18 protein-coding genes and 1 pseudogene are annotated in these 25,230 nt (G+C 42.2%); 11 read left to right on the top strand and 8 right to left on the bottom strand.

Going from position 1 to position 25,230, the window contains the following annotated elements; translation table 11 throughout:
- Window position 1 precedes the first annotated feature (1 nt).
- Window positions 2-1,411 carry an alpha/beta hydrolase family protein gene (locus tag GUU89_RS13635; protein ID WP_162128427.1) on the bottom strand — a complete coding sequence of 470 codons (1,410 nt, stop codon included), beginning with the start codon at window positions 1,409-1,411 and terminating at the stop codon, window positions 2-4.
- A gap of 118 nt (window positions 1,412-1,529) precedes the next feature.
- The gene (locus tag GUU89_RS13630) at window positions 1,530-1,694 is read right to left on the bottom strand and encodes a hypothetical protein (protein ID WP_162128426.1); all 165 of its coding nucleotides are present in this window, start codon (window positions 1,692-1,694) and stop codon (window positions 1,530-1,532) included.
- A gap of 271 nt (window positions 1,695-1,965) precedes the next feature.
- Here GUU89_RS13630 and GUU89_RS13625 point away from each other — a divergent pair, with 271 nt between their 5' ends.
- A complete protein-coding gene (locus GUU89_RS13625) occupies window positions 1,966-2,256 on the top strand; it encodes a helix-turn-helix domain-containing protein (RefSeq protein ID WP_162128425.1) in 291 nt (96 codons plus the stop codon).
- 179 nt (window positions 2,257-2,435) lie between these two features.
- On the opposite strand, the gene GUU89_RS13620 is transcribed toward GUU89_RS13625, so the two are convergent.
- Window positions 2,436-3,548, bottom strand: coding sequence for a pyridoxal phosphate-dependent aminotransferase (locus GUU89_RS13620; RefSeq protein WP_162128424.1), 1,113 nt, complete (start codon window positions 3,546-3,548; stop codon window positions 2,436-2,438).
- A 106-nt stretch (window positions 3,549-3,654) separates the two neighbouring features.
- On the opposite strand from GUU89_RS13620, the gene GUU89_RS13615 reads away from it, so the two are divergent.
- Complete coding sequence (locus tag GUU89_RS13615) at window positions 3,655-3,798, top strand: hypothetical protein (RefSeq protein ID WP_162128423.1); 144 nt, start codon at window positions 3,655-3,657, stop codon at window positions 3,796-3,798.
- On the opposite strand, the gene bla is transcribed toward GUU89_RS13615, so the two are convergent.
- From bla to GUU89_RS13600, 3 genes are all read right to left on the bottom strand, one after another.
- Entirely contained in the window at window positions 3,781-4,539 is a 759-nt protein-coding gene (bla, locus tag GUU89_RS13610; protein WP_162128422.1) for a subclass B1 metallo-beta-lactamase, read from the bottom strand. The genes GUU89_RS13615 and bla overlap by 18 nt on opposite strands.
- A 183-nt stretch (window positions 4,540-4,722) precedes the next feature.
- A complete protein-coding gene (locus GUU89_RS13605; RefSeq protein WP_162128421.1) occupies window positions 4,723-5,526 on the bottom strand; it encodes an HNH endonuclease family protein in 804 nt (267 codons plus the stop codon).
- Window positions 5,523-7,868 carry a leucine-rich repeat domain-containing protein gene (locus tag GUU89_RS13600; protein ID WP_162128420.1) on the bottom strand — a complete coding sequence of 782 codons (2,346 nt, stop codon included), beginning with the start codon at window positions 7,866-7,868 and terminating at the stop codon, window positions 5,523-5,525. The genes GUU89_RS13605 and GUU89_RS13600 overlap by 4 nt, the downstream gene beginning before the upstream one ends.
- A gap of 426 nt (window positions 7,869-8,294) precedes the next feature.
- On the opposite strand from GUU89_RS13600, the gene GUU89_RS13595 reads away from it, so the two are divergent.
- On the top strand, window positions 8,295-8,936 hold the full coding sequence (locus GUU89_RS13595; RefSeq protein ID WP_262886117.1) for a DUF6266 family protein: 642 nt from the start codon (window positions 8,295-8,297) through the stop codon (window positions 8,934-8,936).
- A gap of 180 nt (window positions 8,937-9,116) precedes the next feature.
- Here the strand turns inward: GUU89_RS13595 and GUU89_RS13590 are convergent, their stop codons facing one another.
- Both GUU89_RS13590 and GUU89_RS13585 read right to left on the bottom strand, forming a co-directional pair.
- Entirely contained in the window at window positions 9,117-14,753 is a 5,637-nt protein-coding gene (locus GUU89_RS13590; protein WP_162128418.1) for a GEVED domain-containing protein, read from the bottom strand.
- On the bottom strand, window positions 14,642-16,027 hold the full coding sequence (locus tag GUU89_RS13585; protein WP_162128417.1) for a hypothetical protein: 1,386 nt from the start codon (window positions 16,025-16,027) through the stop codon (window positions 14,642-14,644). Before GUU89_RS13585 ends, GUU89_RS13590 begins: the two co-directional genes overlap by 112 nt.
- Window positions 16,028-16,349: 322 nt before the next feature.
- Between GUU89_RS13585 and GUU89_RS13580 the strand changes: the two genes are divergently transcribed.
- From GUU89_RS13580 to GUU89_RS13550, 8 genes and pseudogenes are all read left to right on the top strand, one after another.
- Window positions 16,350-16,769 (top strand): transposase-like zinc-binding domain-containing protein, encoded by a 420-nt coding sequence (locus tag GUU89_RS13580; RefSeq protein ID WP_162128416.1) that lies wholly within the window; start codon window positions 16,350-16,352, stop codon window positions 16,767-16,769.
- A 94-nt stretch (window positions 16,770-16,863) separates the two neighbouring features.
- A complete protein-coding gene (locus GUU89_RS15365) occupies window positions 16,864-17,454 on the top strand; it encodes a hypothetical protein (RefSeq protein ID WP_317163891.1) in 591 nt (196 codons plus the stop codon).
- Entirely contained in the window at window positions 17,433-18,101 is a 669-nt protein-coding gene (locus GUU89_RS15360) for a hypothetical protein (protein ID WP_317163890.1), read from the top strand. Before GUU89_RS15365 ends, GUU89_RS15360 begins: the two co-directional genes overlap by 22 nt.
- A gap of 36 nt (window positions 18,102-18,137) precedes the next feature.
- Window positions 18,138-19,676: an MFS transporter gene (locus tag GUU89_RS13570; RefSeq protein ID WP_162128415.1), complete on the top strand. Its 1,539-nt coding sequence runs from the start codon at window positions 18,138-18,140 to the stop codon at window positions 19,674-19,676.
- A gap of 11 nt (window positions 19,677-19,687) precedes the next feature.
- Window positions 19,688-19,912 (top strand): DUF6814 family protein, encoded by a 225-nt coding sequence (locus GUU89_RS13565; protein WP_162128414.1) that lies wholly within the window; start codon window positions 19,688-19,690, stop codon window positions 19,910-19,912.
- A gap of 252 nt (window positions 19,913-20,164) precedes the next feature.
- Window positions 20,165-22,852: an ATP-binding protein gene (locus GUU89_RS13560; protein ID WP_162128413.1), complete on the top strand. Its 2,688-nt coding sequence runs from the start codon at window positions 20,165-20,167 to the stop codon at window positions 22,850-22,852.
- Window positions 22,853-22,862: 10 nt separating this feature from the next.
- A complete protein-coding gene (locus GUU89_RS13555) occupies window positions 22,863-23,222 on the top strand; it encodes a response regulator transcription factor (protein ID WP_162128412.1) in 360 nt (119 codons plus the stop codon).
- A gap of 28 nt (window positions 23,223-23,250) precedes the next feature.
- Window positions 23,251-25,148: pseudogene (locus GUU89_RS13550) on the top strand (acetate--CoA ligase).
- The last annotated feature ends 82 nt before the right edge of the window (window positions 25,149-25,230 follow it).

Below are 25,230 nucleotides of genomic sequence, written 5' to 3'. Positions count from 1 at the left end.
GTTATTTGGTTTGATTGTTTATCCATTGCGCTACATAGGCTAAAGCATCGGGCGAAAAGGTTTGCTCAATATCGGCATACTCATTAGGCGAGCCGGTTTTACATTCCTGAAACAAGTGGTTTAAGCCCGGAAACTCGTGTAGTGTCACGTTCTTGTTCCCTGCTTTAAGCAAGGCTTTGTTGATGGCACTCAGGTTTTCTTTAGGCGGTACCTGCAAATCTTTTTCGCCATTCACGGCCAGTACCGCACATTTCACTTTCTCTAAAGCGGTAGCCGGATTATACTTGATAAAATAGGTCATCCACGGGTTGGCAATCTGACTCACCTGCAGGGCTACAAAGCCTTCGTCGCTTAGGCCTTGGGGTTTGGCGGGTGCCTTTTCTCCTTTGGGTGGGTTTTTCTGTAAGTTGGTTAAGTACTTGGTCAAATCAGCGTTTAAGATGCTCGCGTCTTTAGCACTTTTAATCATATCAAACACTTTGCGGTTGGTGGCTTTAGAGCTGGCTATTTCAGCGTCTGTAGCACCTTCTACACGGGCTATGGCTTCTTGTTGCAACAGCAGTAACTCATCGCCCGGTATACCGGTTCCGGCCAGCAATACGATAAAACTAACGTCTTTTGACTGCGCGGCTACCATAGGAGCAATAACACCGCCTTCGCTATGACCCATGATGCCAATCTTTTTAGCATTACACTCTTTACACGTTTTCAGGTAGGCTACCGCACTGGCGGCATCCGTAGCAAAGTCGGCCGTAGTAGCTGTTTTAAAATCGCCTTTTGATTCTCCCACGCCACGGTCATCATAGCGCAATACGCCTATGCCTTGTTTAGTTAAATAATCGGCTAAGACCAAAAAAGGTTTGTGCCCCAATAGTTCCTCGTTGCGGTTTTGTGGCCCGCTGCCCGAAACCAAAATCACCACCGGATACACGCCTTCTTTTTTAGGCAAAGTCAAGGTACCGGCCAGTGTAATGTTGTCCTTGGCATTGGTAAAGGTTACGTCTTCGCTATAATAGGCAAAAGGTTCTTTAGGCTCTTGCGGTCGTTTCGGTTCTTTTTTTTCTATGGCTTCGCGCGACAAGTTCATCGGAAACTCCATGCCATTTTGCTTAAACGTGCCCACCACGGCTTTGTCTTTCAGCTCTCCGGTATATTCAATATGCCCGGCCGGAATACTAAAACTTAGTTTCCCGTTTTCAAAAGTGGTCGTCGTTACCGGTATGCCGGCGGCTCCTTGGTCGGGGCTGTCCATAGTGGCACTGTAACCCGTATCGGTTTTGGTAATGTTAAGCACCAGCCTCAATTGGGCGCCCGGTACTTTGAGCATACCGTTCCATTGGCCGGTGATGTCTTGAGCTATGGATACTAAAGAAGTTAGTGAAAAGGCAATAAGGAAAGCGGCTTTTTTCATAAGTGAAATAGGTTTAGCAATAAAAGGATATAATAGTTCTTATAAGTAAAAGTTGAAAGCGATAACCCCGCCCAAAGGTTTTGCCGAAGCTACCCGTGGGGTGTGTACCGACAGCGTTTTAAAACAGCTCGAGCAGGGAGTATAACACGCCCCAAACACCTATAAAAAACAGCCCGGCATACAACTCGGCTTTGTGTTTTAGTAAATCTTTTTTGAGTAGGGCACGGTACAGTACCCAAGCGGCATAGAGCAGTACAAAAACCAGTGGCAAAAAAATTCGCATAACGAAGCAATTAAAATGTTATCCTAAGGCGGCCTAGTGTATCCGCCGTTTTACTGATGCTAAAGATATAGCTTTTTTTAATAAAAAGCACGCTGGCTATCCGGTAGGAAATTTAGGCATAGTTTTTGATTTTAAGTCGTTTCCTTTCAATACGTTAAATCGGTTGAACGGTCAAAAGAAATACAGAATAGTTGGGGCACTTTTATCAGTATCGTTTGGAATAGCTTATAAATAGTGCTGTTTTAGTAATGTTTAATTTAATTGTAATCCTATGAGTAGTAAAGAATTTAAGCTATTGCAACGGGCAATAGAAGAGTTGAAAAACATGCTGCTGACCAATCAAGAGGTCGCGGTGAGTGAAGTGTTTATCGACAGCCATCAAATGGAGCGCTTCCTCAAGTGCAGTCCCTCCACCTTACAACGGCTCCGCAACAACGGTACCGTACCGTGTTTTAAAATGGGCCGAAAGTACTATTACCCCAAAAACCTTTTTACCCAAGAAGCCCTCAACAGCATCCGAAGAAAAGACGACCCCTCTAAACGTTTTGATGATAAAGACTAATACGCTGTTACGCTTTCCGACCTCTCTCTCAACCCCTTTACTTTTTTCTACTGCTTCGCGTCCTAATATTGGCGTAGGAGCGCACCCTTATTTTCTTTTACAGATATGTTTCGGTAGTAAAAACTAACCGGAAACAAAGCAACTCAACTATAGCACCAAACCGCTTTTGGTGGTGGTTTTTATTGTATGGCTTTAATAAATTGCTTCATTTCGGCCATGGTACCTACGGTAATCCTGGTCCATTTACCTTCCTCTTCATAGATTCTTCCGCCTTGAATGCCATTGTTTTCCAATTGTTTGAAATAGTCCTTATGGTACTTGGAAAGCGAAAAATAGATAAAATTGGTAGTAGAAGCAATGCACTCACAATTTAATTTTTGGAGTTCCTTGATCGTATAGTGTCTTACCTCTTCATTCAGGGAGTAGCAATTGGAAACAAATGCAGTATCTTTCAACGAAGCAATAGCCGCAAGTTTTGATACTACACTAACACTATTATTGGTATTGGATTGCAAATTGGCCATAGCCTCAATGATGGTTTTGTTCGCAATAGCATACCCAATACGGGCTCCGGCCAAACCATATATTTTAGAAAAGGTCTTGGCGATAATAATATTGTTGTGATCCTTTACCATAGTACAGAGGGATTGCTGTTGGGTAAAATCTAAATAAGCCTCGTCTATAAGTACCAAGGTGTTTTGTGGAATCTTGGTTACAAATGCGACCAAGGCTTCTCTTTCACAAATGGTTCCGGTCGGGTTGTTTGGATTACAGATATAAACCAACTTGGTGTCCGGGTTTACTGCTTCCAACATAGCTTGCAAATTAAGCTTCTTATCGATTGTTAGGGGGACTCTATTTTTCGTTAACCCTAAAGTATCTAAGGTAACGGTCCAATAATCATAACTTGGGTCTGCTATTACATAATTCCCTTTATTTGATGAGGCCAACTTTGCCACCATATCTAAAATTTCAGTTGAACCGGCTCCCAACACTATGTTTTCCTCTTGAACACCATGCTTTTGAGCAAGGGCAGCAATCAGTTGGGTCTCAATATCCCAATGATACCGGTTACTAATAGTAGCATGGTCTACAAAGGCTTTCCGGGCTAATGGAGACGGGCCATAGGGGTTTTCATTGGAGCGTAAATAAATTAGGTTAGCCTCGTCTTTAAAACCGGTAGTTAACTTTTCAGCCGCGAGAGGAGAAGCTAAGGAATCAAAGTTGGTTAGACCCATACCGGCTACGCCGAGTCCAATTTGTTTTAGCCAAAGTCTTCTGTTCTTTTCCATATTTCTTTTTGTAAAGTAGTCTTTTAAAAAAATAGTTTGTTACAACTTAAGAATACTAAAATTATCACCTAAGCTCCTTGGCTTGAAGCTATACTAAAGGTGGTGAATGGGATTACTTTCTACTGCTTCGCGTCCCGGGATTGGCGTAGGAGTGGATCCTTATTTTAAAATACACCAACGGTATTCTTATCGAAACCCGCCACTACAGCTGTCCCAACCGGCTGAAGATGCTCTACTGTGGTTGGAATAAAGTTATGGTATAATCCAACAATTGGCGGTCTCCGTAGTCTCCGTGACCGGGTACTATCAGGGTGGCCTCCGGGTAGGCTTTCTTCACTTGTGCTACCGTGGCCGACCAATCAGCGGTATTGGCATCTCCCAAGTAGCCCTTGCTGGCCTCCAATGCTTTAATCAAACACCCTCCGAAAAGGATATGCTCTTTCGGAAAATACCCCACTACGTTATCCTTGGTATGCCCTTCACCGAAGAAGGTTACCATCACTTTTTCCTGTCCCACCGGTAAAGTAATAGTATCGCTGAAACTATTTTGAGGCGTGGTTAACCGGGCTTCTTTAGCCAGTGCCATGGTTTTATAATAGGCATAAGAAGGAATGCCTTTTTGATGAAAAGCCTCTAAACCACCCAAACAGTCATCATGAAAATGCGTAGGAACGACCGCCTTTATCGTACAATGCAATTTTTTAGTAACCCATTTAATTAATGCCTCGGCTGATTTAGTATTGGTGGGCGTATCTAATACGATAACTTCAGTACCGTCTTTTACCAGTAACCCGTTGCAAGGCACATACCCAAACTCATCCGTTTGCTTGTACGAGGTGTGTTCATAAGTATTGGGACTAAGCTGGGTGATAAGCAACGCTTTAGATTGGTAAACCACTTTGGGTTTAAAGGGAACTTCTTTTTGAGCACAACTTTCTACTCCGGTTAGCGTGATTAGCAGTAGCAAAAGAAGGGTAAAGGGCGTTTTCATAGTTGTTTTTTGGGGTTAGTATTGTATTTTAACCAACATGCTGTTGCTTTGTTTTATGACGAAGACAGTGGGCGGATTAATTTGTGATAAAAATAGACTTTTTGTCTAGGAAAGTATCAAGGTAACTAAGCATCACAGCTATTGATTCAAATCAATGTTATAGTTAGTTTAAATTAACAAAAATCATGATGCGATAGCAATGTTTAGCGCCCATTCGTGACCACTTTCACGCAGACAATACTTAACAGCTGCTGAATACTCGGAAAATCTATTTGATAATTCGAATAATTCTAACTGCTTAGCTTTAATACTTTGCCTTCTGGCTAAGTCAAAAGTAACAGCTTGTAATGCTAATAATTCTTCTGTTTGCCTTATTAATCTTGCTGTTTTCCTATATTTATCTTTTCTTCCTTCAACTAATCCAACCATATTTAAATTCATTCGCCTAATGGTATATTCAGCTTGAATGTTATCCCTTGAATTTTCATTATCGGATTTGGGACTTACAATTCCTTCGTTATTAAATTTCAATTTATCAGGATCATCAGGCTCAGTTGGGTCTAAAAAACGAATGTCTTCATTCTCTAATGCATCAGCAGGGGTTGTTGCTTTATTAGCATTAACATGAAAATAATCCCTTTTCCTTACATTACCTGCAGGAGCAGAGTATCGATAATTTCTCCAGTTGAAGGCTAACCACCAATAACCTCCTTGATCATTCCCTTGTTCATCAATAGCTCTCGCTTTAGGTCGAAAATGATCAACATGACAATGAGCAAAATCATTTATAGATTCTGAATACCAACATTTTCGTCTAAGAATATCACAAAAATGTTGTTTTAATTGACCCCATAAATTTTCATTGTCTGTTATAATTGTAGTTATTTCTTCTGGAGTTGCGGCAGCTAAAAGTTGGGTAGTCAAATTATCCGCTCTTTCTAACCAATCATGTTCAGGTTCGTAGTTATCAATATTTATAAAAATCATTTTTGTTCTTTTTGTTCTTTTAGTATTTCTTCAAGTATCTCAGATGCAATATCATTCTGGAGTTCCATTTCTTCAGGAGAATATTTTTGTTTTATAAATTTATCTCTCTTACCAACAGCAACAATAAACTTTTCATACAATGGATCTCTATCTGTTGTATTAATTCCTAGACTATTCAAATTATGAAATATTTCATTTAACTCAGATTTTTCATCACTAGAAAGTTTTCCTATATCTTGTTTTAAAAGTAGCTCATTACGTCTACTCATTATTTCCAATGTATGAATATCTAATGTTGACTTTAATCCAAATAGCTCACTAGTTAGTATACCTGCAACTCCTAAACCTTTTGGGTCAAAGTCAGGTTCAAAAACTGTAGTGAGTCCTTCATGCTCTTTTAACACCCGTACTTGTTTTTTCAAAAGACCACCAATTATGATTGGGTCATGTGTGGAGATTATAAATTGGGTGTTAGGAAACACATCTTTAAGAATTTCGATAAATGAAACTTGCCATATCGGATGCATTGATATGTCAACCTCGTCAATGATAACGATAGCGCTTTCTTGAAATGCAGAATTAGGGTTTGAAAGAGGGAAAGTATCGATAAATCGCTGCATCAAATATCCTACCCAGCTAACAACTATTTTAAATCCTTGACTTATTAAACTTAATGGTATTCCATTTGGGGCATCTTGTGTTTTGACCCAAATTTCAGGAGGGTTAATTTTAGTTACAGTTATAAATTTAATCTCTTTCTTGGTAATTTTTGATATAATCTCAAAAGCTGTATCAATTAAAAACTCTTCATTACTTTGATTTCCATCTAACTCCTTGTTCTTTTTTACAAAATCAAAATATAAATTTGCAATCCAACTGGTAAACGATTTTAACCTAAAGTCATCCTTTCCGTTTATCAAAGGAATCAAATCTTCTATATGTGGTTGGCTTTGTTTAACTTGGAATGAATCTTGTCCGTGATTGTCAATTCCTCTATCTTGAGGAAACCCTACAATTAATGATTTTAAGTTATACTCATTATATATTATCTTAGAATCCTCTTTCAAGTTGAATATGATATCGTTACCATTATCTTTTGGAATTATTTCAATGCTATTAGTGAATGAATCTCCATCGATTGTGTAATCCAAGATTATCGTACCATCTTTATATAAAATACTTGTTTCAGTATATTCTAATATCTTAAGTAAATTGCTTTTACTTTTTTCTTCAATTTTCTTATAATTTGGTCCTATTATTCCTAATGCCAAAGTTTTTAAAATAGTGCTTTTTCCACAACCATTCTCTCCGATTAAACATGTAATATCTTTATCAAAATCTATTTCAACATGAGAAAAGTGACCAATATTAGTTAATGTGAGTTTTTTAAGTCTAATATCTGGTTTATGTTGTTTTAAAGCCTCAAAAATTAAATTATTTAGTTGTTCATAAGATGAGTAAGTTTTAAATTCATTTTTGAATTCATTTTCTAATTTTAGTTTTGTTGTTTGAAATTCTTTCCAATAATCCAAATTAGCAGACTCAAAGTTGTTCTCAATAAATTTATCTTGAGAGAAAATATAAAAGCGTATTTTTTTTTCGAGACACAATCTAGATATTTTTTCTACTAGCGTTTGGTCTATATGTGTATCTATTGGACAAATTAAGAAAACAACATTTGTTTCTTGATTAATATCTGTTTCAGAATTTATTGTAATAAAATCTATTTCATTTGATTTCGAAAATTCGGATATAAGATTGTTATATCTTTCAACAACATTATCTTTATTTGCATTTATAAAACAATAAGCTTTTTTTGTAATCAAGCTTTCAACTTTTTCTTTTTGATTATTAAGTATATAATCAATTGTTTGGAATGGATTTGTTTGGCTGTAACTTGGTGGTAAAGAAAAGTTGTTTCCTTCTATCGAAAAGTAAACAAGTTTGTTTAATTTTTTTATTTCTGGTGGCAGATAATTTAATTTATTGTTATTTAAATACAAGTGTGTTAGATTTTCTAAATCTCCTATTTCCCTAGGCAATTCGACAAGTTGATTATTTTCAATTCTTAATTGAACCAAAGAGGTTAAACTTCCAATTTCATTGGGAAGTTCATTAATCTGATTATTTGATAAAAACAGTTGAGTTAGTTTTTTCAAATTTCCAATTTCTTTAGGTACAAATTCGATTTTATTGTTTCTCAATCGAAGAATTTGGAGTAAAGGAAATTGACCAATGTTTGTGGGAATGGTCTTTATCGAGGTACTTTCGATACGTATTTGTGTTTCATTTGGTTGTATAGAAGGAAACTTTGTAATTCCTTCACCTATAAGGTTAATCATAATGTAGTCATTTTAGGCTTGGTTATGATTAGTATATATTTACAAGCTTATACAACTCTTTTAGTTATCAAGGAATACATATACTAATTGATTCAAACTTACAATTTATTTCTTACAAATCAAAAAAACAATTTCCCCACCCATCTTCGCCCTTTCTCCACAAGGTGTTCGCAAAAAAGGGACTTTTTGCGAACGAAACCGCAACCACACCCGAACAAGTTGCGAAGCGGGGGATGAAAAAGGTGGTTTTGAGCCCTCATAAGAGGTCAATACTGGTCAATACCGGTCAAAAAGTACCTTAAACAGTCATAAAACATCTTACCCGTCAGGCAGTTGCGGGGCTCAAAAAAGGGCTATAGCTTTGTCTTTAATCAGCCGAAGGTGTGGCTGAGAAACGGAGTAGTAATCCCTTAAAAACGAATAGATATGGGAACTTACAACAAGGGCATCTTAGGCCCATTTTCAGGAAAAGTTGGTACCGTGGTGGGTGCCAATTGGCGTGGTAAAGACGTGATGCGTTCTTTACCCAAAAAAACCGACCGTACCCCAACGGACACCCAACTCTTGCAACGCGAGAAATTTACGGCAGTGTCTAATTTTTTAACCCCCATCAGCCCCGTCATCAGCAAGTGCTTCGGGTCGGGCAGTGGCGAGCTCACCCGTCGCAACCAGGCCATGTCGTACCACATGAAAGAGGCGGTGACGTATGTAGACCCCGACTTTGAGATTGACTTTGCCAAAGTGATGGTCGCCAAAGGAGACTTACCGGGCGTGCAAAACCCCGCTGTTTCGTCGCCCAACCCCAACACCCTAAAATACGATTGGGACGATAACTCCGGGCAGGGTTCAGCCAAGGCTACCGATACGTTGGTCGTAGTGGTGTTTGCTCCGGCTACCGGCTTGTACTATTACACGCTGAATGCCGCTGCCAGGGTTAGTAAAGTAGCCGTGATTACCTTGCCTACGTTTTTTGCCGGGGTTGAGGTGCAAAGCTGGATTAGCTTTGTGGCCGAAGACGGGAAAAGCTATGCTACCAGTGTATACATGGGCGCAATAGTGGTATCCTAGGCATTGGGTATAGGTTTAGTACTTAAAAACTCCCCGGTTGGGGAGTTTTTTTGTGGGGGTACTCTAAAAATAAACGAAAAGCTTGTGGTGACTTGTCGTTTTGGGGTAAGCTACTACAGTCGGGCTGTAGAGGTTGGCGTAACCCGGCAATCCCGCGAGTTGCTCGAGGTTTGGCCTAGTTTAATAAATCAATTTACGGGTGACTTTACTGCCGTTTTCCAGTGCAACCGTTATGACTAACACCTGATTGTTGGCCACCAAATCCTCCATAGTATAACTGTTTTCATGCAGAGTAGGCGAATCAAACAACAAGCGACCCGAAATATCATGCACTGTTATATGGGTCATGGCTATAGGGGTGGCTGTCACCGTAACCTTGTTCTCTGTTTTGCTCAGTAGTACGTCAGCGTAGTTGGCGTCTAGCTTATGGTCGTCTCGTTTAATTTGGTAGCGCAGTCGGAAACGGGTACTGTTGTTCCCGCTGTTGGCGTTAAACGTATAGGGTTTCTGTTTTAGGTTGGTGGTTTTTCCGGCTACCAAGTCTTCTAAATAAATAGCCTGACTCTCGTTGCTGAACAAACCATCAACCGCAGCCAATCCTATAGTGTATTTGCCTGTAGCCGGTATGCTGACGCCCAAAGGCACTATATCTTTATTGTCAAACGAAAGCGCGCGCCCTTGTATGATGTATTTATCGGTACCTATTAACGAATACAGCGCCAAGTTGCCGGTATACTGCGCCGAGGCATCAAAGAACTTGTCTTTGCTCATCGTGGCGCCTTCAATATAGCCTATCAACGTTCTATCGGTAGCATTATTGCCTACGATATCCAACCAAATGCGGTGGCGTTCGATATCTTCAAAGGCGTTAGAAGTTCGGGCGGATTGGCGGTAAAATACACTGTTGTCAAAGGCTGCACTGCGTAGGGAGTTGTTAAAAGTAACTACATCATTCGAAGCAGGGCCATCGCTCATTTGCACAAAGAACCCTTGGCCGGCACCCACATATAAATCTTCGGCTGCGGTTGGACAGCAATTGGTACCGCTGTAATTATAGGTCAGGTAATCGCCCGGGTTGTAATTGTAAACAAAAGTGCCGTAAAACGGGCTGGCGGAGATGGACGGCAAGGTACCGTGTGTCCAAAGCCTGATGTTTCCTTCGATTACATTTCGGTTTTGATATAAAAAGCGTCCGCCACTGATGGCCGAAGGGTAAGGGTTACCCAGCAAGTTCCAGTTGTCACTGAAGTTGCTGATCTCGGCCCCGTTAGTTCCTTGATGGTAAGCGGTGTTGGTGTCATTGCCTCGGTATACCGTAGTGGTAAAAGTACCGTTGTTAGGCACTCCGGTAAAGCTACCGAAAAGCGGTGCGGCTACCGTAGGACTAAAGGAAGGCGGGCCGCCTACTATATACCCTTTGGTCGGTTGCATAACACTGCCCGAAGCATATTCCCAGTTGCCCTGACCGCCATTGGTATTGGCTACAGTAGTATTCCAACTGAACGCGGAGCCCGAGGCTACCGGAGCCGTTATGCTGTTCACATTATAGTTGGCCACCGGCGAGGACCAGTACACATAGTCGTAGCTTCTTACCGAGGCGTTGCGTTGGTAAAGGATATTTCCGGTGTTGGTAGTGTTGTTAATTTGGACAAGATTGGAAGTGTTTTCCAACTGAAATAGGGCATTAGGTTGCACCGTTACCCAGTCCGTAATGGTAATGTTGTTGCCGGGGTTTACCGTTAGCGTGGCATTGTTTAAAATGGATAAAGTACCCGATAACCCATTGTAGCCCGTGCCCGAAATGATAGGGTCGTTGGCCGTTGGAGGCACTACCACACAATCGGAACCTGTTGGAATGCCTACCGGTGTCCAGTTGTTGTCGTTGCTCCAGTCTGCGTCTACCGTACCGTTCCAAGTTTTGCTGCCGCCTATCGTTACCGTAGTTTCATCGGTTTCTACCAAGGTGGTACCGTTGCAAAGGCGGTAACTTATTTCGGCGGTATAGGTCGTGGTGGCCGTTGGACATACATTAACTACATCGGTAGTAGCAATCACCGGTCCCGAAGTGCCTGAGCCTTCGTGCCATTTCACGCTGGTTAACGAATTGCCCGAAGGCACAAAGCGCCAAGCTTCGTTGGTGGTCGCCCAATTGGCATTTACGTTGCGGTTGGGTGCCATAATCCCCTGACTGCCAGTCGCGTTTTGCAAGCCTATCAAAGCGTTACCATTGTTCCAGCTGGGGCAGGTTGTTTTTTCTTGGATGTATACTTCAATGATGTTCGTGTTTTCATACAGCACCATCATACCGGTGTATTTGATGGAGGTGCAGGCGTACATCGGTACGTTTTTCCACGACACCACTAAGGCTCTACAGCCGGTGTTCAGGGTAATTAGTTCCCACCCGATATTTCCGCCCACGCCGGGGTGGATGTCTTGATAAACACCAAAAATGGCATTTTTAAACAAAATAGGATTCGGCACATTGCTGTTAAAAGACCAAGCGGAGTACCCACTAGGCACGTTGCTGACGGTATCAAACGAAAGGGCACCGTTAGAACTGATTAGGCATTTGTTGTAGTTGTTGCCGTAAAAGCAAAAGTTAAAAGGCAGGTTGACCACCGGTGACCACACATCATCCACGTTGATGCTTAGCGGATTGGCCATACAGCCATACTGGTAAGGCGGGGCATAAGGGATAGACTCCACGGTATAGCCGGTCGTTTCGCCTAAGTGGAGGTATTGGGCTTCTAAATCGGTACATCCTATGGCGTTACAACTGTTGAGCGGTTGTGGGTCGGCGCCGTTTAAGTTTAACCCGCCGGCTACTACCGATGGGCAGCCTAAAGCCGAGGTTCCTATACCGCTACCGGTCGTACAATTGGATTGTGAAAACGTAACCGGACCTATCCATACGCCGGGGCCGTTAGCCACATCGCAATACGAACGCACCCAGAAATAATAGGTAAAGGCAGGGTTTAAGCCTATTAAACTAACCGAGGTAATGGCTGAGGTTACACTGCCCGTAGGCACAGAAGCATAAACCGGTGGCACCGCAGAGGTAGAATAAAAATACTGATACCCGCCGCTTGGTACCGGGGAGGCGGCAGTCCAGCTAATGGTAGCTGTGGTCTGGCTGGTAAAAACAGCGGTTAAAGCACTAGGGTTAGCCGAACAGGGTAGCGGCGTCACTTCGAGGGTGTAGTCCTCCGTTTCGCCACTGGTAATCACCCCACAAGGCGTGGGGTTGAGTGAGCCGGCATCGGCCTTAATACGCATACGGTGTTGTCCGATGGTGGTACTGCCCGGAATGCTGAACGAACCCGTAACAGCAGTCACAAACGAGCCTGAGGCGTATACTTTTTCACCGGCATCATTAAAATCTAAATCATCGTTCCAGTCGACCCAAATGTTGAAGCCGTAGGTATTAGACCCGTTAAAGAAAGCCGCGCTAAAGTTGACGGTTCCGTAGATTTGTTGGGTAACTACTTGGGCTATAAAAGGGCCATACCCTGAGGCAGAATAGCCTGAATTGGTATTGTTGATATTAGTACTGCCACCGGTAGTGGTAAAACTGTTGATGTAGCGTGTGGAAGCAACGGAAGTCGAGGCACAATAGCCTGTGAAAACAGTGCCCGATACATAATTACTGTTACAAGTAGCCGTGGAGGCTTTTATACGGTAGTAGTAAGTAGTATTAATGACCAAGCCCGTCACGTTTAAACTGATGGTTGGATTGAGCACGGTATACGGTGAGCCGCTGACCGGAGCCGTAAAGCCGGCATCTGTAGCCACTTCAATGGTATACGTAATCGGAATTACATTGCCGCCAATCGGAGCAAACCAATTGAGTGAAAACCCGGTAGCGGTTACATTGGTAACGGCTACACTAACCGGTTCGGTAACACAGGTAATCACATCACCCACGAGTGGGTCAAGGGCGCTGTATACCGGTCCGGCACAGTTGGTATTGTTATAAGCATAAATATAGTAGTAGTAATGGGTGTTGCCGGTAATATCCGTAGCCGTAAAATCAGGCGTAGGGCTGTTGGCCACAAAACTATAATTGAACCCTAAGGAAGTAATGTTGAGCGCACTGTAAAGCGTATTGTTAACCGGATGCAACGGCGGAATACTCGAGGTAGATTGTATGATTAAATAGCCGGTAGCTGTACCGGTAAAGCTGGCATTTACGGCAGTGTTGTCAACGGTGCCTAAGATAAAATCGGTGGCTTGCGCTACCGGTTCGTCACAAGGCGGTGGTGTCATGGCGCAAATACCAAAGGCCCCACTGCTGCCTCCGCCGTTTTCCCAAAAGCGCACATACAGGGTTTCGCCGGGCGTTCTGCCGGATACGGTTACGGTTGACATTAGCGGGTTGGCACTGCTGTCGTCATCACAAGTAATTTCGGTTAGGATGCTGCAATCGCCTTCATAGATGGCCACGCCGCTATTGGTCACATCGCCCGCTTGGGTGTCAATAACCACCATTCCGGTACTAGGAACCACTACGCTAAACCATACGTCATTGTTTACATAGTTAGCACAAGAGGGCTGATTCATAAATAAACTGCTGCTGGCATTGGTGTTGCTGTAAGTATCATAGTTGCAGGTCAACAGCACATTTAATGGCGTAGCATTACAAGCTTCATCATTGTCAGGAGGGATAACGCCACAGTTGATGGTAAAGTCGATTGTGCCTCCGGTAATCAGTTCAGGATCCAGTAAAATATAGTATTCCACTCCGGCGGTTAGTGTAAAATAAGGGCTGGTAGCCGTATCGGTTAAACTGGCGATACAGTTCCAATTGTATTCATCGCACCCCAAAGCCGCCTCTTTGAACTGGTAATCTACCGCCGAAAAAGAAGCGTTTTGCGCTATCATATAACTGGCTGAGGTGGTAGGGGTAAACGAATATATTTTTTCAATACCGAAGGTGTTCAAACCACAACCGGATACGCCGTAACTGCCATAACCTGCCGCTAAGGTTTGGGATATTGGAGTGCCGCAAGTTACTACGGTAGGCGCTGTATCACACGGATTGGGTGGCGTGGTTACACATATTTTGAACGTTCCGAAACCAATGGCGTCAGGGCCGCTATAGACTCTTACGTAATAAGTTTGGCCAACGGTTAAGCCGGTAACCGTGCCGCCTTCAGCCTCAGTGCCACCAGTAGCGTCGTTACATTGCCAACTATTCAGCCCTCCGGCGCAAGTGCCTTCAAACACTTCAAACACCGCGTCGTACATAGTAGTGGGCGTAACGGTAATTACATGGGTAGGGTTAGTGGCTACAAAAGTGTACCACACATCATCATCGGCAAAGCCCGAACAGCCGGGCAGGGTTTCGTCGGCACCTATAGTGGTGCCGTTAGTACTGGTGGTGCAAGCTGTAGTGGGATTTACGGTAAGGGCCACCGCGCCGGTACATTCATCATTGGCGGGGGTAGGCGCTTTACACGATAAGGTAAAGTTGACCGTGCCTCCGGTAATGGTAGAAGGGTCAATCATAATATAATATTCATCGCCCGCATTTAAATCCATATAAGCACTAACGGTGTTACCGGTTAGATTCGATACACAGTTCCAACCGTTTTCGTTGCAACCGCCATCGGCTAATTTTATTTGGTAATCTATAGGGCCGTAAGCGCTGTTTTGGGTAATGAAGTACTTTCCGTTTTGGTTAGGGGTAAAGATATAGATATGTTCTACACCACTGGTTTCGCCTCCACAAGCAAAATTGTTGTAGCTGCCATAGCCGGCTTGTATCGCCTGATTAATCGTAGTACCGCAATTGTCGATGGGGTAATAGATAAACAAGGGTTGGGTGGTGAGGCGATGCAAATGGTAAAACTACCCTGACCGCTGCCGGAAGCTTCACTGTATACCCTTACATAGTACGTATTGCCTACGATAAAGCCCGATACCGGTGAGGTTTCCACCGCGTTGCCGGTGGTATCGTCTACACACAACATGCTCACTAAACCGTCACAACTGCCGTCAAACACTTCAAAAACCGCATTGGTTAAGGTAGACGGGGTTACGGTTATAATTTGGTTTGGACTCAAAGCGGTAAACGAGTACCAAATATCATCATCCGCCGTCCCGGAGCAGCCCGGTAACGATTCGGTCGCACTGCTGGTATTACCCGTGGCGGTTACGCTGCAAGTGTTAGATGAGTTAACAGTTAAGTCGGTAGCATTGCTGCATTCGTCATTATATAGTATAAGAGTGGAACAGCTAAGGCTAAAGCTGACCGTGCCTCCGGTGGTTGTTTCCGGGTCGAGCAAAATATAATAAGGCACCCCGGCGGTTAAAATAAAATTACCGCTGGAGCCGGCATTAGTCAGGTTGGCAATACAGGCCCAGTTGTTGCCGTTGCACCCTCCGGATTGCGGTTTGAATTGGTAGTTAACTGCGGCATAGGCACTGTTTTGTTGAATGGTATAATACCCGGTAGTACTGGGGGTATAAGTGTATATTTTTTCATTTCCCGTAGTGATATTGCCACAAGCCTGATTGGCATAAATACCGGTTCCTGCGGGTATGGTGGCGCTTATAGTAGTACCGCAAGCGGCTATAGCGGTAGGGGAGCTACACGGGTTAAAAGCGGCTGTAATACATAACGTATCTATGGTCATGCTGGAGCCTCCGCCCACGTTGACTACCTTAAGATAGTAAATCCCATTGGCTAGTGATTGGTTGATGGTTTCGGTTTGGGAGGAGTTAGAGGCGGTATCGCTGTTGGCACAAGCTATTTGGGTTAAGCCCGTACAAGCCGAGGTAGAGGACATCAGTTGTAAGTAGAGGTTACGGTCAATAGAGTCCACTTTTATTTTTATGTTCAATGGCCCTCCTGTAACGGTAAAGGTATACCAACGTTCCTGTCCGAAACTTACGGTTCCGCAGGCGCTGTTGATGTTGGGGGTGTTTTGTGTTCCGTCATTCACTACTTCCAGTTCCCGGCAAGCCCCGTTGATGGTGACGGGCAGGGCGGTAGCACAAGTGTTTTGCGCTTGAATAGTAAAAGAGAGTAAAAATAAAACCAAGGCAGTAAGAAGTCGTGGCGCAAAAAGAGTAGAGTTAGAATTCATTGACCGTTATTTTAAAGTTGGGCTTAGAAAGTTTTTTAGTTAACAAACCAAACTTTAAATACCCTAAACGAATGTTAAAATAGTGTTAGGCAAGGTCGATAGGAGCTATTTATAATCGCATAATTGGCTTATGCCGGTAGTATTGACAAGGGGTGTGGTTATTTTGTGTTAGCTGTAAGAAATGGACAGTAGTGTGATTTTATAGGAATAATTCAATAAAACATTAGTAAAATTGAAGAGTATCTAATTTTAAAGTAAAAAAAATAAAGATAATGCTTTTGTATATTTGCTAAAATAGTATATTTATGCAAAATTTATATATATGGAGATTTTAGCCTGTCCCAAATGCCAAAGCGATACTATAGTAAAAAGCGGTATCATCAAAGACCGGCAGCGGTATTTGTGTAAAAAGTGCAATTACTTTTTCACCGTCAATAAGATGGGGAAAAAGATCGACAGCTACTATGTTACTAAGGCGTTGCAGCTCTATTTGGAAGGGCTTAGTTTTAGAGAAATAGAGCGTATTATAGGGGTTTCACACGTTACGGTAAGCAATTGGGTCAAGGAGTTTAAGCTGACCAAACCTAATCATACCGATTACCACCCCACTTATAAGATATACAACCACTTAGAACTGGTGGAATACTTAAAAATCAAAGAGCATTTGTCAGGCGCCGGCATGATTATTACCGAGTTAGGTGATAAGTTTATGCTAATAAAATGGGAGCGTTTCAAGGATTAGCTATATAGGTTAACATATATATATATTAGAATTTTTTTCATTGGGCAAAATGTTGAATTTGGTCTCGTTAAATCAACCAAACCCAATTTAGAATATGAAAAAAATTATCCTTACCGCATCGTTCGTTTTATGTTCGGCTTTAGGCATGGCTCAGGGGTCTACTGAGTATGGCAGTGGCTTGAAGGTAAACGTGAACGAAGACGGCTCCAAGTACTTCAGGGTTATTACCTGGGGACAGTTTTGGGCCCAACACAATTCAGACAAACCGTTAGATGCTAATGGCAACGAACAAGAAGACCTGACGTTTTCAATGCGCCGGGTGCGTATGTTGCTGTATGCTCAAATCAACCCCGACTTTTTAATCGTCACCCATTTTGGATTAAACAGCTTGAATGCGGATAATATGAGTCCGACCGGAGTGAAAGACAATTCAGAGTTGTTTATACACGATGCTTATGTGCAATACAGCTTGTCTAAAAACCACGCTTTGGGAGGCGGATTGCACTATTGGAACGGCGTTTCCCGTTTGAACAGCAGCAGTACGTTAAACATGATGACTTTAGACAACCAACGTCAAACCTGGGCTAACTTAGGTTTGTCGGATCAGTTTGGCCGCAGCATGGGGTATTTGCCAAAGGGGCATTTAAAAAGTTGCAATACCGAGTGGCTATTAATGACGCTTTGACTAACAATTTAGAAGTCGCAACGGTTCCTACCAACGGGGGAGCGGCCGTATATGCCGGGAAACGTTTGCTGGGTTCTAAAGAAGCCGGTAAAACGTATTCGGGGTATTTTGAATACAATTTCTTAGATACGGAGAGTAACTTCTTGCCTTATAAAGTGGGGACTTATTTAGGCAGTAAAAAAGTGTTTAATATAGGTGCCGGTTTCTTTTCCCATCCTAACGGGTCGGTGCTTGCTGATGCTTCCGGAAAGTTGAGCGGGGAAGACGTTACGATTTTAGGTTTAGATGCTTTTTATGATGCGCCTCTTGGTAAAAAAGGAGGAGCTTTGACGGCTTATGCTTTGTATCAAAATAACGATTACGGAAAAGACTACCGTTTCGGTACTACCTATGAAACCGGTACGATGGTGTATACCCACGTGGGGTATTTGTTGCCTTTGAAATACAAAACAAAGTTTCAACCTTATGTTTCGTACACCGACAGAAAGATAGATGTATTAGATGATAATGCTACACAAATAGGCATTGGGGCCAATATGTTTATGACGGGTCACCACTCTAAACTGTCTTTAGAATACCAAACGCTTAAGTATGCGGCTGCCGATGCAGTGAATACCATCACATTGCAAGCTATGATTTACCTATAACAGCTTCTTTTTTACTAATTTAACACATAACAAAGTATGAGCGATAAATCAACAAAAGGAATCTGGAAAGTAATCTCCGCTTCCTCTATGGGTACCATGATTGAGTGGTATGACTTTTACATCTTCGGTAGTTTGGCCGTAGTGATTTCTACTAAATTCTTTCCGGCCGATAACCCTACAGCGGCATTCTTGTCTACCTTAGCCACCTTTGCGGCAGGGTTTGTAGTGCGACCTTTCGGGGCGTTGTTCTTCGGACGCTTGGGCGACTTAATCGGAAGAAAGTATACCTTTATGGTAACCTTACTCTTGATGGGTGGAGCGACCTTCTTAATAGGCTGTATCCCGAGTTATGAAACTATAGGTTTTATGGCACCGTTACTGGTATTACTGCTTCGTTTACTACAAGGGTTAGCCCTGGGTGGTGAATACGGTGGTGCCGCCACTTATGTAGCGGAACATGCTCCTAAAGGGCAAAAAGGCTACTGGACTTCTTGGATACAAACCACGGCCACCGTGGGGCTTTTCATTTCATTAATGGTGATCCTGATTACTAAAAACGTCTTGTCTAAAGAGGCATTTGAAGAATGGGGTTGGAGAGTACCGTTTTGGGTTTCTATCCTAATGGTATTGGTATCGTACATTATTCGTAAAAACATGCACGAATCACCTGTTTTTGCCAAAGCCAAATCAGAAGGAAAAACCAGTACCAATCCGTTAAAAGAAAGTTTTGGTAACAAGTACAACTTAAAATTTGTTTTATTGGCTTTATTCGGAGCCACTATGGGACAAGGAGTGGTGTGGTATACCGGTCAGTTTTATGCCATGAACTTCATGAAAACCGTGCAGTGTGTTGATTCCTCACAAGTAGACACACTCTTGGGAATAGCATTACTAATCGGTACACCCTTCTTTATCATCTTCGGATGGTTGAGCGATAAAGTGGGTAGAAAGTATATTATGATGGGAGGGATGTTGTTGGCTATTATTTGCTATCGTCCTATCTACAAAGCGATGTATCAAACTACTGATGTGACGTTAAAAACCGAAGTAGTAGCCAATACCACTACAGTCCCTTCGATGAAAGAGGTAGACGCTACCAAAATGGATTCGATTTACACTACCAATAAAACTTATACCGATGGAACTACTGTGGAGGAAATCAAAACCAAGCATTTTGAAGCCGGTAAGTTAATGGTGGATGATAAAGGCAAAGACAAGGTAGAAACCAAAATCACTAAAATGATTACAGACAGTGATAAAATGATGTTGATGTTCTTGGTATTCCTGCAAGTACTTTTTGTAACGATGGTTTATGGGCCTATTGCAGCCTTCTTGGTAGAGATGTTCCCAACCAAAATCAGATACACTTCAATGTCCTTGCCTTACCACGTGGGGAACGGAATTTTCGGTGGATTGCTACCGGCTATCTCTACCTATTTCGTAACTTCGGCCAAGGATGCCGGTGACGCCGAGTTTTATTTGGAAGGACTTTGGTACCCAATTGGTATTGCTGCAGTCTGTTTCGTCATAGGAATGATATACATCGACAGAAAAATTAATACGCTTCACGAATAATACGAAACACTATGAACACATTAAAAAAATATTTAGGCATTGTATGGATACTGTTAGCAGCCGCGGTTGCGTATTATTGTATCGGTATTTTCGGGGGTAAATTAACTTCCGGCAAACAAGATGATTTAGTTTTCGGCATCATCATCTTCTTTATTTTGTTGCCCTTGGTGGTAACAGGATTGCTATTATTTGGTTATTATTGTATAACCGATGAATACGAAGAAGATTACGATTAGTTTTAATTTTTGGTTAGTTACCCAAAGGCTCTTATTTCTAAGGGCTTTTGGTAGTTAAGTATACGATGAAAAAAAGACACCAACAAAAGTTAGTAATAGTATCGATGGCACTACTGATAGGGCTCAATATCCCTATTGTATTGCTGTTTGACTCGGCCCAATCGTTGTTTGGGTTGCCTGTTATTTACATCTATATCTTTTCGGTTTGGGCATTCTCCATCTTGGTTTCTTTCTTAATTATAAAACGATACCATGAGTAGTGTTGGTCTTTTGCTAATCCTGACCCTTTATTTGGGCGCGCTTTTCTTTATTGCTCATTGGGCGGAGAAGAAAGGCAACAGCAAGTGGACGGTCAACCCTTATGTCTACACGCTTTCTTTGGCTGTATATTGTACGGCATGGACGTATTACGGCAGTATTGGTTTGGCGGCACAAAGCGGACTGAGTTACATCACGATTTATCTGGGGCCTATTATCATCATCCCCTCGTGGATAGTGATTTTGAAGAAGATTATCCGCATTTCAAGGGTTAATAAAATTTCGAGTATAGCCGATTTTATTTCGCTTCGGTACGGCAACAGTAGGTTCTTAGGGGCTATTGTAACTGTGGTAGCGCTGTTTGCTATTTTGCCTTACATCGCTTTGCAGTTAAAAGCCATAGCCGAAACCTTTCACGTGGTGACCAAAACCGATATGAGTAAGTATATCTTTGATGATACCACGACCTATGTGGCTATTGCCTTGGCTTTGTTTGCTTCCTATTACGGTACGCGTTATGTTGATGCTTCGGAGAAACGAAAAGGGATTGTTACCGCTGTGGCTATGGAAAGCGTATTAAAGTTGGTCTTTTTTGTCATCATCGGCATTTATGTAACGTACTTTGTTTTTGACGGTTTTGACGATATTTATCAAAAGGCTTCCACTTTGGAACACTTCAAAGAAAAGAGCACTATCGGCGGACTGCCCCAAGTGATTAACTGGTTTTTTCTTTGTGTCCTTTCGATGTTTGCCATCTTCTTATTGCCGAGACAGTTCCAAGTGGCCGTGATAGAAAACAACCGAGAGAACCATGTCAACAAAGCCATTTGGTTGTTTCCGCTGTACCTTTTAATCTTTAACATCTTTGTCTATCCGATAGCGTGGGGCGGTAATATTATTTTTCAAAACCATCCGGTAAACTCGGATTTATATTCTTTATTGATTCCACAGTTCTTTAACAACAAAACCATGACGGTGATAGTGTTCTTGGGCGGTTTCTCGGCAGCCATCTCCATGATAGTGGTATCCTCTATAGGCTTATCAACGATGATAACCAACAATGTTTTGATTCCGTATAACTTACTGGGAAAGCTGAAAAGCAAAGAGCAAACCATCAGCAGTAAAACCATTGTCAACAGTCGGAAGATTGGGATTTTCAGTTTAATTATTGTCGCGTATTTGTTGTACCGTTTCTTTGGGTTAGATTACAGTTTGGTTTCTATAGGGTTAATAGCTTTTGTGATTATTGCCCAATTGGCTCCCGCTTTCTTCGGGGCGTTGTTTTGGCGAAGAGGCTCAAGATTGGGGGCCGTGTATGGCATCTTAATTGGCTTTGCTATTTGTTTCTACACCCTGCTGGTTCCTTATTCCATTGGGATTACCAATGACCACAGTACCTTTATTTCAGAAGGTTTGATGGGCTATAAATTGTTGAAACCGTTTCAGCTCTTCGGATTAGATTATTTACAACCGGTGCAGCATGCGTTGTTTTGGAGTTTGTTGTTCAATACCATAGCCTATTTCTCGATTTCGGTCAGTTTTAAAGGCAATTATCGCGAACGCAATTATGCCGAAATGTTTATCGATATCAACAAATACATCACCAACCATGAGAATGCTTTTGTATGGAAAGGTACCGCGTATACCAGCGATATTGAAAAGGTTTTGATTCGGTTCTTAGGCGAAGAACGCACCAAGCGCGCTATGAATATCTTCAACTTAAAATACAATGTGGATAAGGACCAAGAGTTGGCCGATGCCCGTTTGGTGAAGTTTTCTGAGAATTTGTTGACGGGGCATATTGGTACCGCTTCGGCCAGGATATTGATTTCAAGCGTAGTCAAAGAAGAAAAAATCACCTTGCCCGAAGTGCTTAAAATCTTAGAAGAATCTAAAGAGAATATTATCATCAACAAGAAGTTGACCGAAACTTCAAATGAGCTCAAAGAAATTACCGCTAAGCTGCAGAATGCCAATAAATCCTTGGTGCTGAAAGACCAACAAAAAGACGAATTCCTAGATACGGTGACCCACGAGTTGCGTACGCCTATCACCGCTATTCGTGCCGCTAGTGAGATACTGCATGACGATGATGACATTCCGGAGGAGCTGAAAAAGCAATTTCTGCAGAACATTATTTCGGAGTCAGACCGATTGAATCGTTTGATTGATAAGATTTTGGATTTAGAGAAATTTGAAACCGGTAAGCAAACGTTGCATCCCACTAAAAACAATTTAGTCAAAACCATTGAAAGCGCCGTCGAACCGTTACAGCAGTTGATTAGGAACAAAAAAATAGCGATTCATATCGAATCTAAAGACAAAGTAAATGCCTACTATGACGAAGACCGTATTATACAAGTGTTGACCAATTTGATATCTAATGCCATTAAGTTTTGTCCCGAGACAGAGGGGTTGATTACCATACAAGTGGTAGAGAAAGACCATTTTATTCAAACCAGCGTGCACGATAACGGCAAAGGAATCAATCCGAACGATTATGAGATTATCTTTGATAAGTTTTACCAATCGATGAATCAGAACATCAAGAAACCGGTCGGCAGCGGCTTGGGATTGGCCATTTGTAAACAAATTGTAGAACACCACAAAGGGAAGATATGGGTGCAACCAGCTGTAAAAGGTGCTTGTATAGCCTTTACTTTACCTAAGAAACCAGACTAAATCAGTAGTTATGAAAAAGATATTAATTGTAGATGACGAGCCCAACATCGTAATGTCCTTAGAGTACACTTTTAAGAAAAATAATTTTGAAGTCTTTATTGCCCGTGACGGTCAGGAAGCGTTGGATATTTTAAAATCCACTTTCCCCGATGTTATCATTTTGGATGTCATGATGCCTATGGTGGATGGTTACGCCACTTTGGAACAAGTAAAAAAAGACGCCAATCTTAAACATACCAAAGTTATTTTCCTATCGGCCAAAAACAAAGAAAGCGATATTGAAAAAGGATTGGCTCTCGGAGCGGATGCTTATTTAACCAAACCTTTCTCAGTTAAGAAAATCGTAGAGCAAGTGAACGATTTGCTTTAATCATTAAAAAACAACAGCACACCACAACATGAATTACGCAACATTTTATAAAGAAAGTATTGATAATCCGGAAGCCTTCTGGACTCAGCAAGCCGATGCCATTGAATGGTATCAAAAACCGTCGGTTATTTTATCCAAAGACGGAAACAATTATCCGCTTTGGTTCAAAGACGGACGGTTGAACATGTGTTATTTAGCCTTAGACAAGCACATACAAGACGGTCACGGTGATCAAATTGCCATTATTTACGATTCACCGGTGACGCAAACCGTAAAGAAATATACCTACAACGAAGTAAAATCGGAAGTAGCCAGATTGGCGGGAGGGTTATTATCGCTGGGGTTAAAAACCGGCGAAACCGCTGTGATTTATATGCCTATGATTCCGCAAGCGGCCTTTGCTATGTTGGCTTGTGCCCGAATTGGAGTGACGCATTCCGTAGTATTTGGGGGTTTTGCCCCGCATGAATTGGCTATTAGAATTGATGACTGTAAACCCAGAGTAATCCTAACGGCTTCTTCCGGAATTGAAATAGACCGCTTGATTGCCTACAAGCCCTTAGTGGATGAAGCCATTGCATTGGCCGAATACAAACCTAAAAAAGTGGTGGTATTGAACCGCAAACTGGGCGCGAGAATCCCGTTTAAGAAATACGATGTCGATTATGATGCTTTAGTGTATGGTTCTGAGGAAACGCCTTGTGTTCCGGTTGACAGCACACATCCGCTGTATGTTTTATATACTTCGGGTACCACCGGAAAACCCAAAGGAATCGTCAGAGATACCGGTGGTTATGCCACAGCCCTGAAGTTTTCAATGCAATACATTTACGGTGTCCAACAAGATGAGGTCTTTTGGGCCGCTTCTGATGTGGGCTGGGTAGTGGGACATAGTTTTATTGTCTACGGGCCGCTAATCAACCGAAATACTACTGTGCTGTTTGAAGGCAAGCCTATCAGAACTCCGGATGCGAGTACGTTTTGGCGAGTGATTGCCGAACACAAAGTAAGCGTCATGTTTACAGCACCCACAGCCATACGCGCTATTAAAAAAGAAGATCCTAACGGAGACTTTATCAAGCAATACGATTTATCAAGTCTGCGAACACAATTCCTAGCCGGTGAACGTTGCGATGTGGCCACCTTAGAATGGTACAGAGAACATATTCCGATTCCGGCTATCGACCATTGGTGGCAAACCGAATCAGGTTGGCCTATGATATGCAATATGATGGGTGTGGAGTATTTGTCTATCAAACCGGGTTCTTCGGGTAAAGCGGTTTCGGGTTATAATATTAAAATACTGGGTGAAAATGGTCAGGAGTTGTCAGCCAATGAAGAAGGCTATGTAGTAATTCAATTGCCGTTGCCTCCCGGGACTTTACTAAACATCTGGGGGATACTGAGCGTTTTCAGGCCGGGTATCTCAATAAGTTTCCGGGATTCTATTTCTCCGGAGATGGCGGATATAAGGATGAAGAAGGGTATATTTTCATTACCGGAAGGGTTGATGATGTAATCAATGTAGCTGGGCACCGCCTGTCTACCGCTGAGATGGAAGAGATAGTGGCTTCGCATCATTCGGTAGCTGAATGTGCTGTCATTGGTATTAATGATGAGTTGAAAGGGCAAGTGCCGTTAGCCATGGTGGTAACCAAGTCGGGAGAAGCTATTGAGCATTTTCAGTTGCAACATGAAGTCGTGCAATTGGTGCGCGAGCAAATAGGAGCTGTTGCCGCATTACGTGATGTGGTGATTGTGCAACGGTTACCCAAAACCCGTTCCGGAAAAATCTTGAGAAAGCTTTTGAGAAGTATAGCTGATGGTGAAAACTTTCAAATCCCGTCTACTATAGATGACGAAGCTATCATTGATGAAATAAGAGCTGATTTTGAAAAAGATAAAATCGGAAGTTTTAAAAAATAGCTATACTAACTTAGCAAGATATTTGAATCAAGCAGCAGCATAATAGTTATATTTACACTTAGAAATTGATTATAAAATAAGA

It is taken from the genome of Flavobacterium phycosphaerae (assembly GCF_010119235.1).
GTDB lineage: Bacteria > Bacteroidota > Bacteroidia > Flavobacteriales > Flavobacteriaceae > Flavobacterium > Flavobacterium phycosphaerae.
This window is presented reverse-complemented; position numbering and strand designations above follow the sequence as displayed.

What these genes read in the sequence shown, in the direction of transcription:
- GUU89_RS13585 (WP_162128417.1), bottom strand. Translation starts at nt 16,027, where the DNA reads ATGAATTCTAACTCTACTCTTTTTGCGCCACGACTTCTTACTGCCTTG.
- GUU89_RS15365 (WP_317163891.1), top strand. Translation starts at nt 16,864, where the DNA reads ATGAAAAAAATTATCCTTACCGCATCGTTCGTTTTATGTTCGGCTTTA.
- GUU89_RS13560 (WP_162128413.1), top strand. Translation starts at nt 20,165, where the DNA reads ATGAGTAGTGTTGGTCTTTTGCTAATCCTGACCCTTTATTTGGGCGCG.
- GUU89_RS13595 (WP_262886117.1), top strand. Translation starts at nt 8,295, where the DNA reads ATGGGAACTTACAACAAGGGCATCTTAGGCCCATTTTCAGGAAAAGTT.
- bla (WP_162128422.1), bottom strand. Translation starts at nt 4,539, where the DNA reads ATGAAAACGCCCTTTACCCTTCTTTTGCTACTGCTAATCACGCTAACC.
- GUU89_RS13600 (WP_162128420.1), bottom strand. Translation starts at nt 7,868, where the DNA reads ATGATTAACCTTATAGGTGAAGGAATTACAAAGTTTCCTTCTATACAA.
- GUU89_RS13625 (WP_162128425.1), top strand. Translation starts at nt 1,966, where the DNA reads ATGAGTAGTAAAGAATTTAAGCTATTGCAACGGGCAATAGAAGAGTTG.
- GUU89_RS13580 (WP_162128416.1), top strand. Translation starts at nt 16,350, where the DNA reads ATGGAGATTTTAGCCTGTCCCAAATGCCAAAGCGATACTATAGTAAAA.
- GUU89_RS13570 (WP_162128415.1), top strand. Translation starts at nt 18,138, where the DNA reads ATGAGCGATAAATCAACAAAAGGAATCTGGAAAGTAATCTCCGCTTCC.
- GUU89_RS13620 (WP_162128424.1), bottom strand. Translation starts at nt 3,548, where the DNA reads ATGGAAAAGAACAGAAGACTTTGGCTAAAACAAATTGGACTCGGCGTA.
- GUU89_RS13605 (WP_162128421.1), bottom strand. Translation starts at nt 5,526, where the DNA reads ATGATTTTTATAAATATTGATAACTACGAACCTGAACATGATTGGTTA.
- GUU89_RS13635 (WP_162128427.1), bottom strand. Translation starts at nt 1,411, where the DNA reads ATGAAAAAAGCCGCTTTCCTTATTGCCTTTTCACTAACTTCTTTAGTA.
- GUU89_RS13555 (WP_162128412.1), top strand. Translation starts at nt 22,863, where the DNA reads ATGAAAAAGATATTAATTGTAGATGACGAGCCCAACATCGTAATGTCC.
- GUU89_RS13615 (WP_162128423.1), top strand. Translation starts at nt 3,655, where the DNA reads ATGGGATTACTTTCTACTGCTTCGCGTCCCGGGATTGGCGTAGGAGTG.
- GUU89_RS13565 (WP_162128414.1), top strand. Translation starts at nt 19,688, where the DNA reads ATGAACACATTAAAAAAATATTTAGGCATTGTATGGATACTGTTAGCA.
- GUU89_RS13630 (WP_162128426.1), bottom strand. Translation starts at nt 1,694, where the DNA reads ATGCGAATTTTTTTGCCACTGGTTTTTGTACTGCTCTATGCCGCTTGG.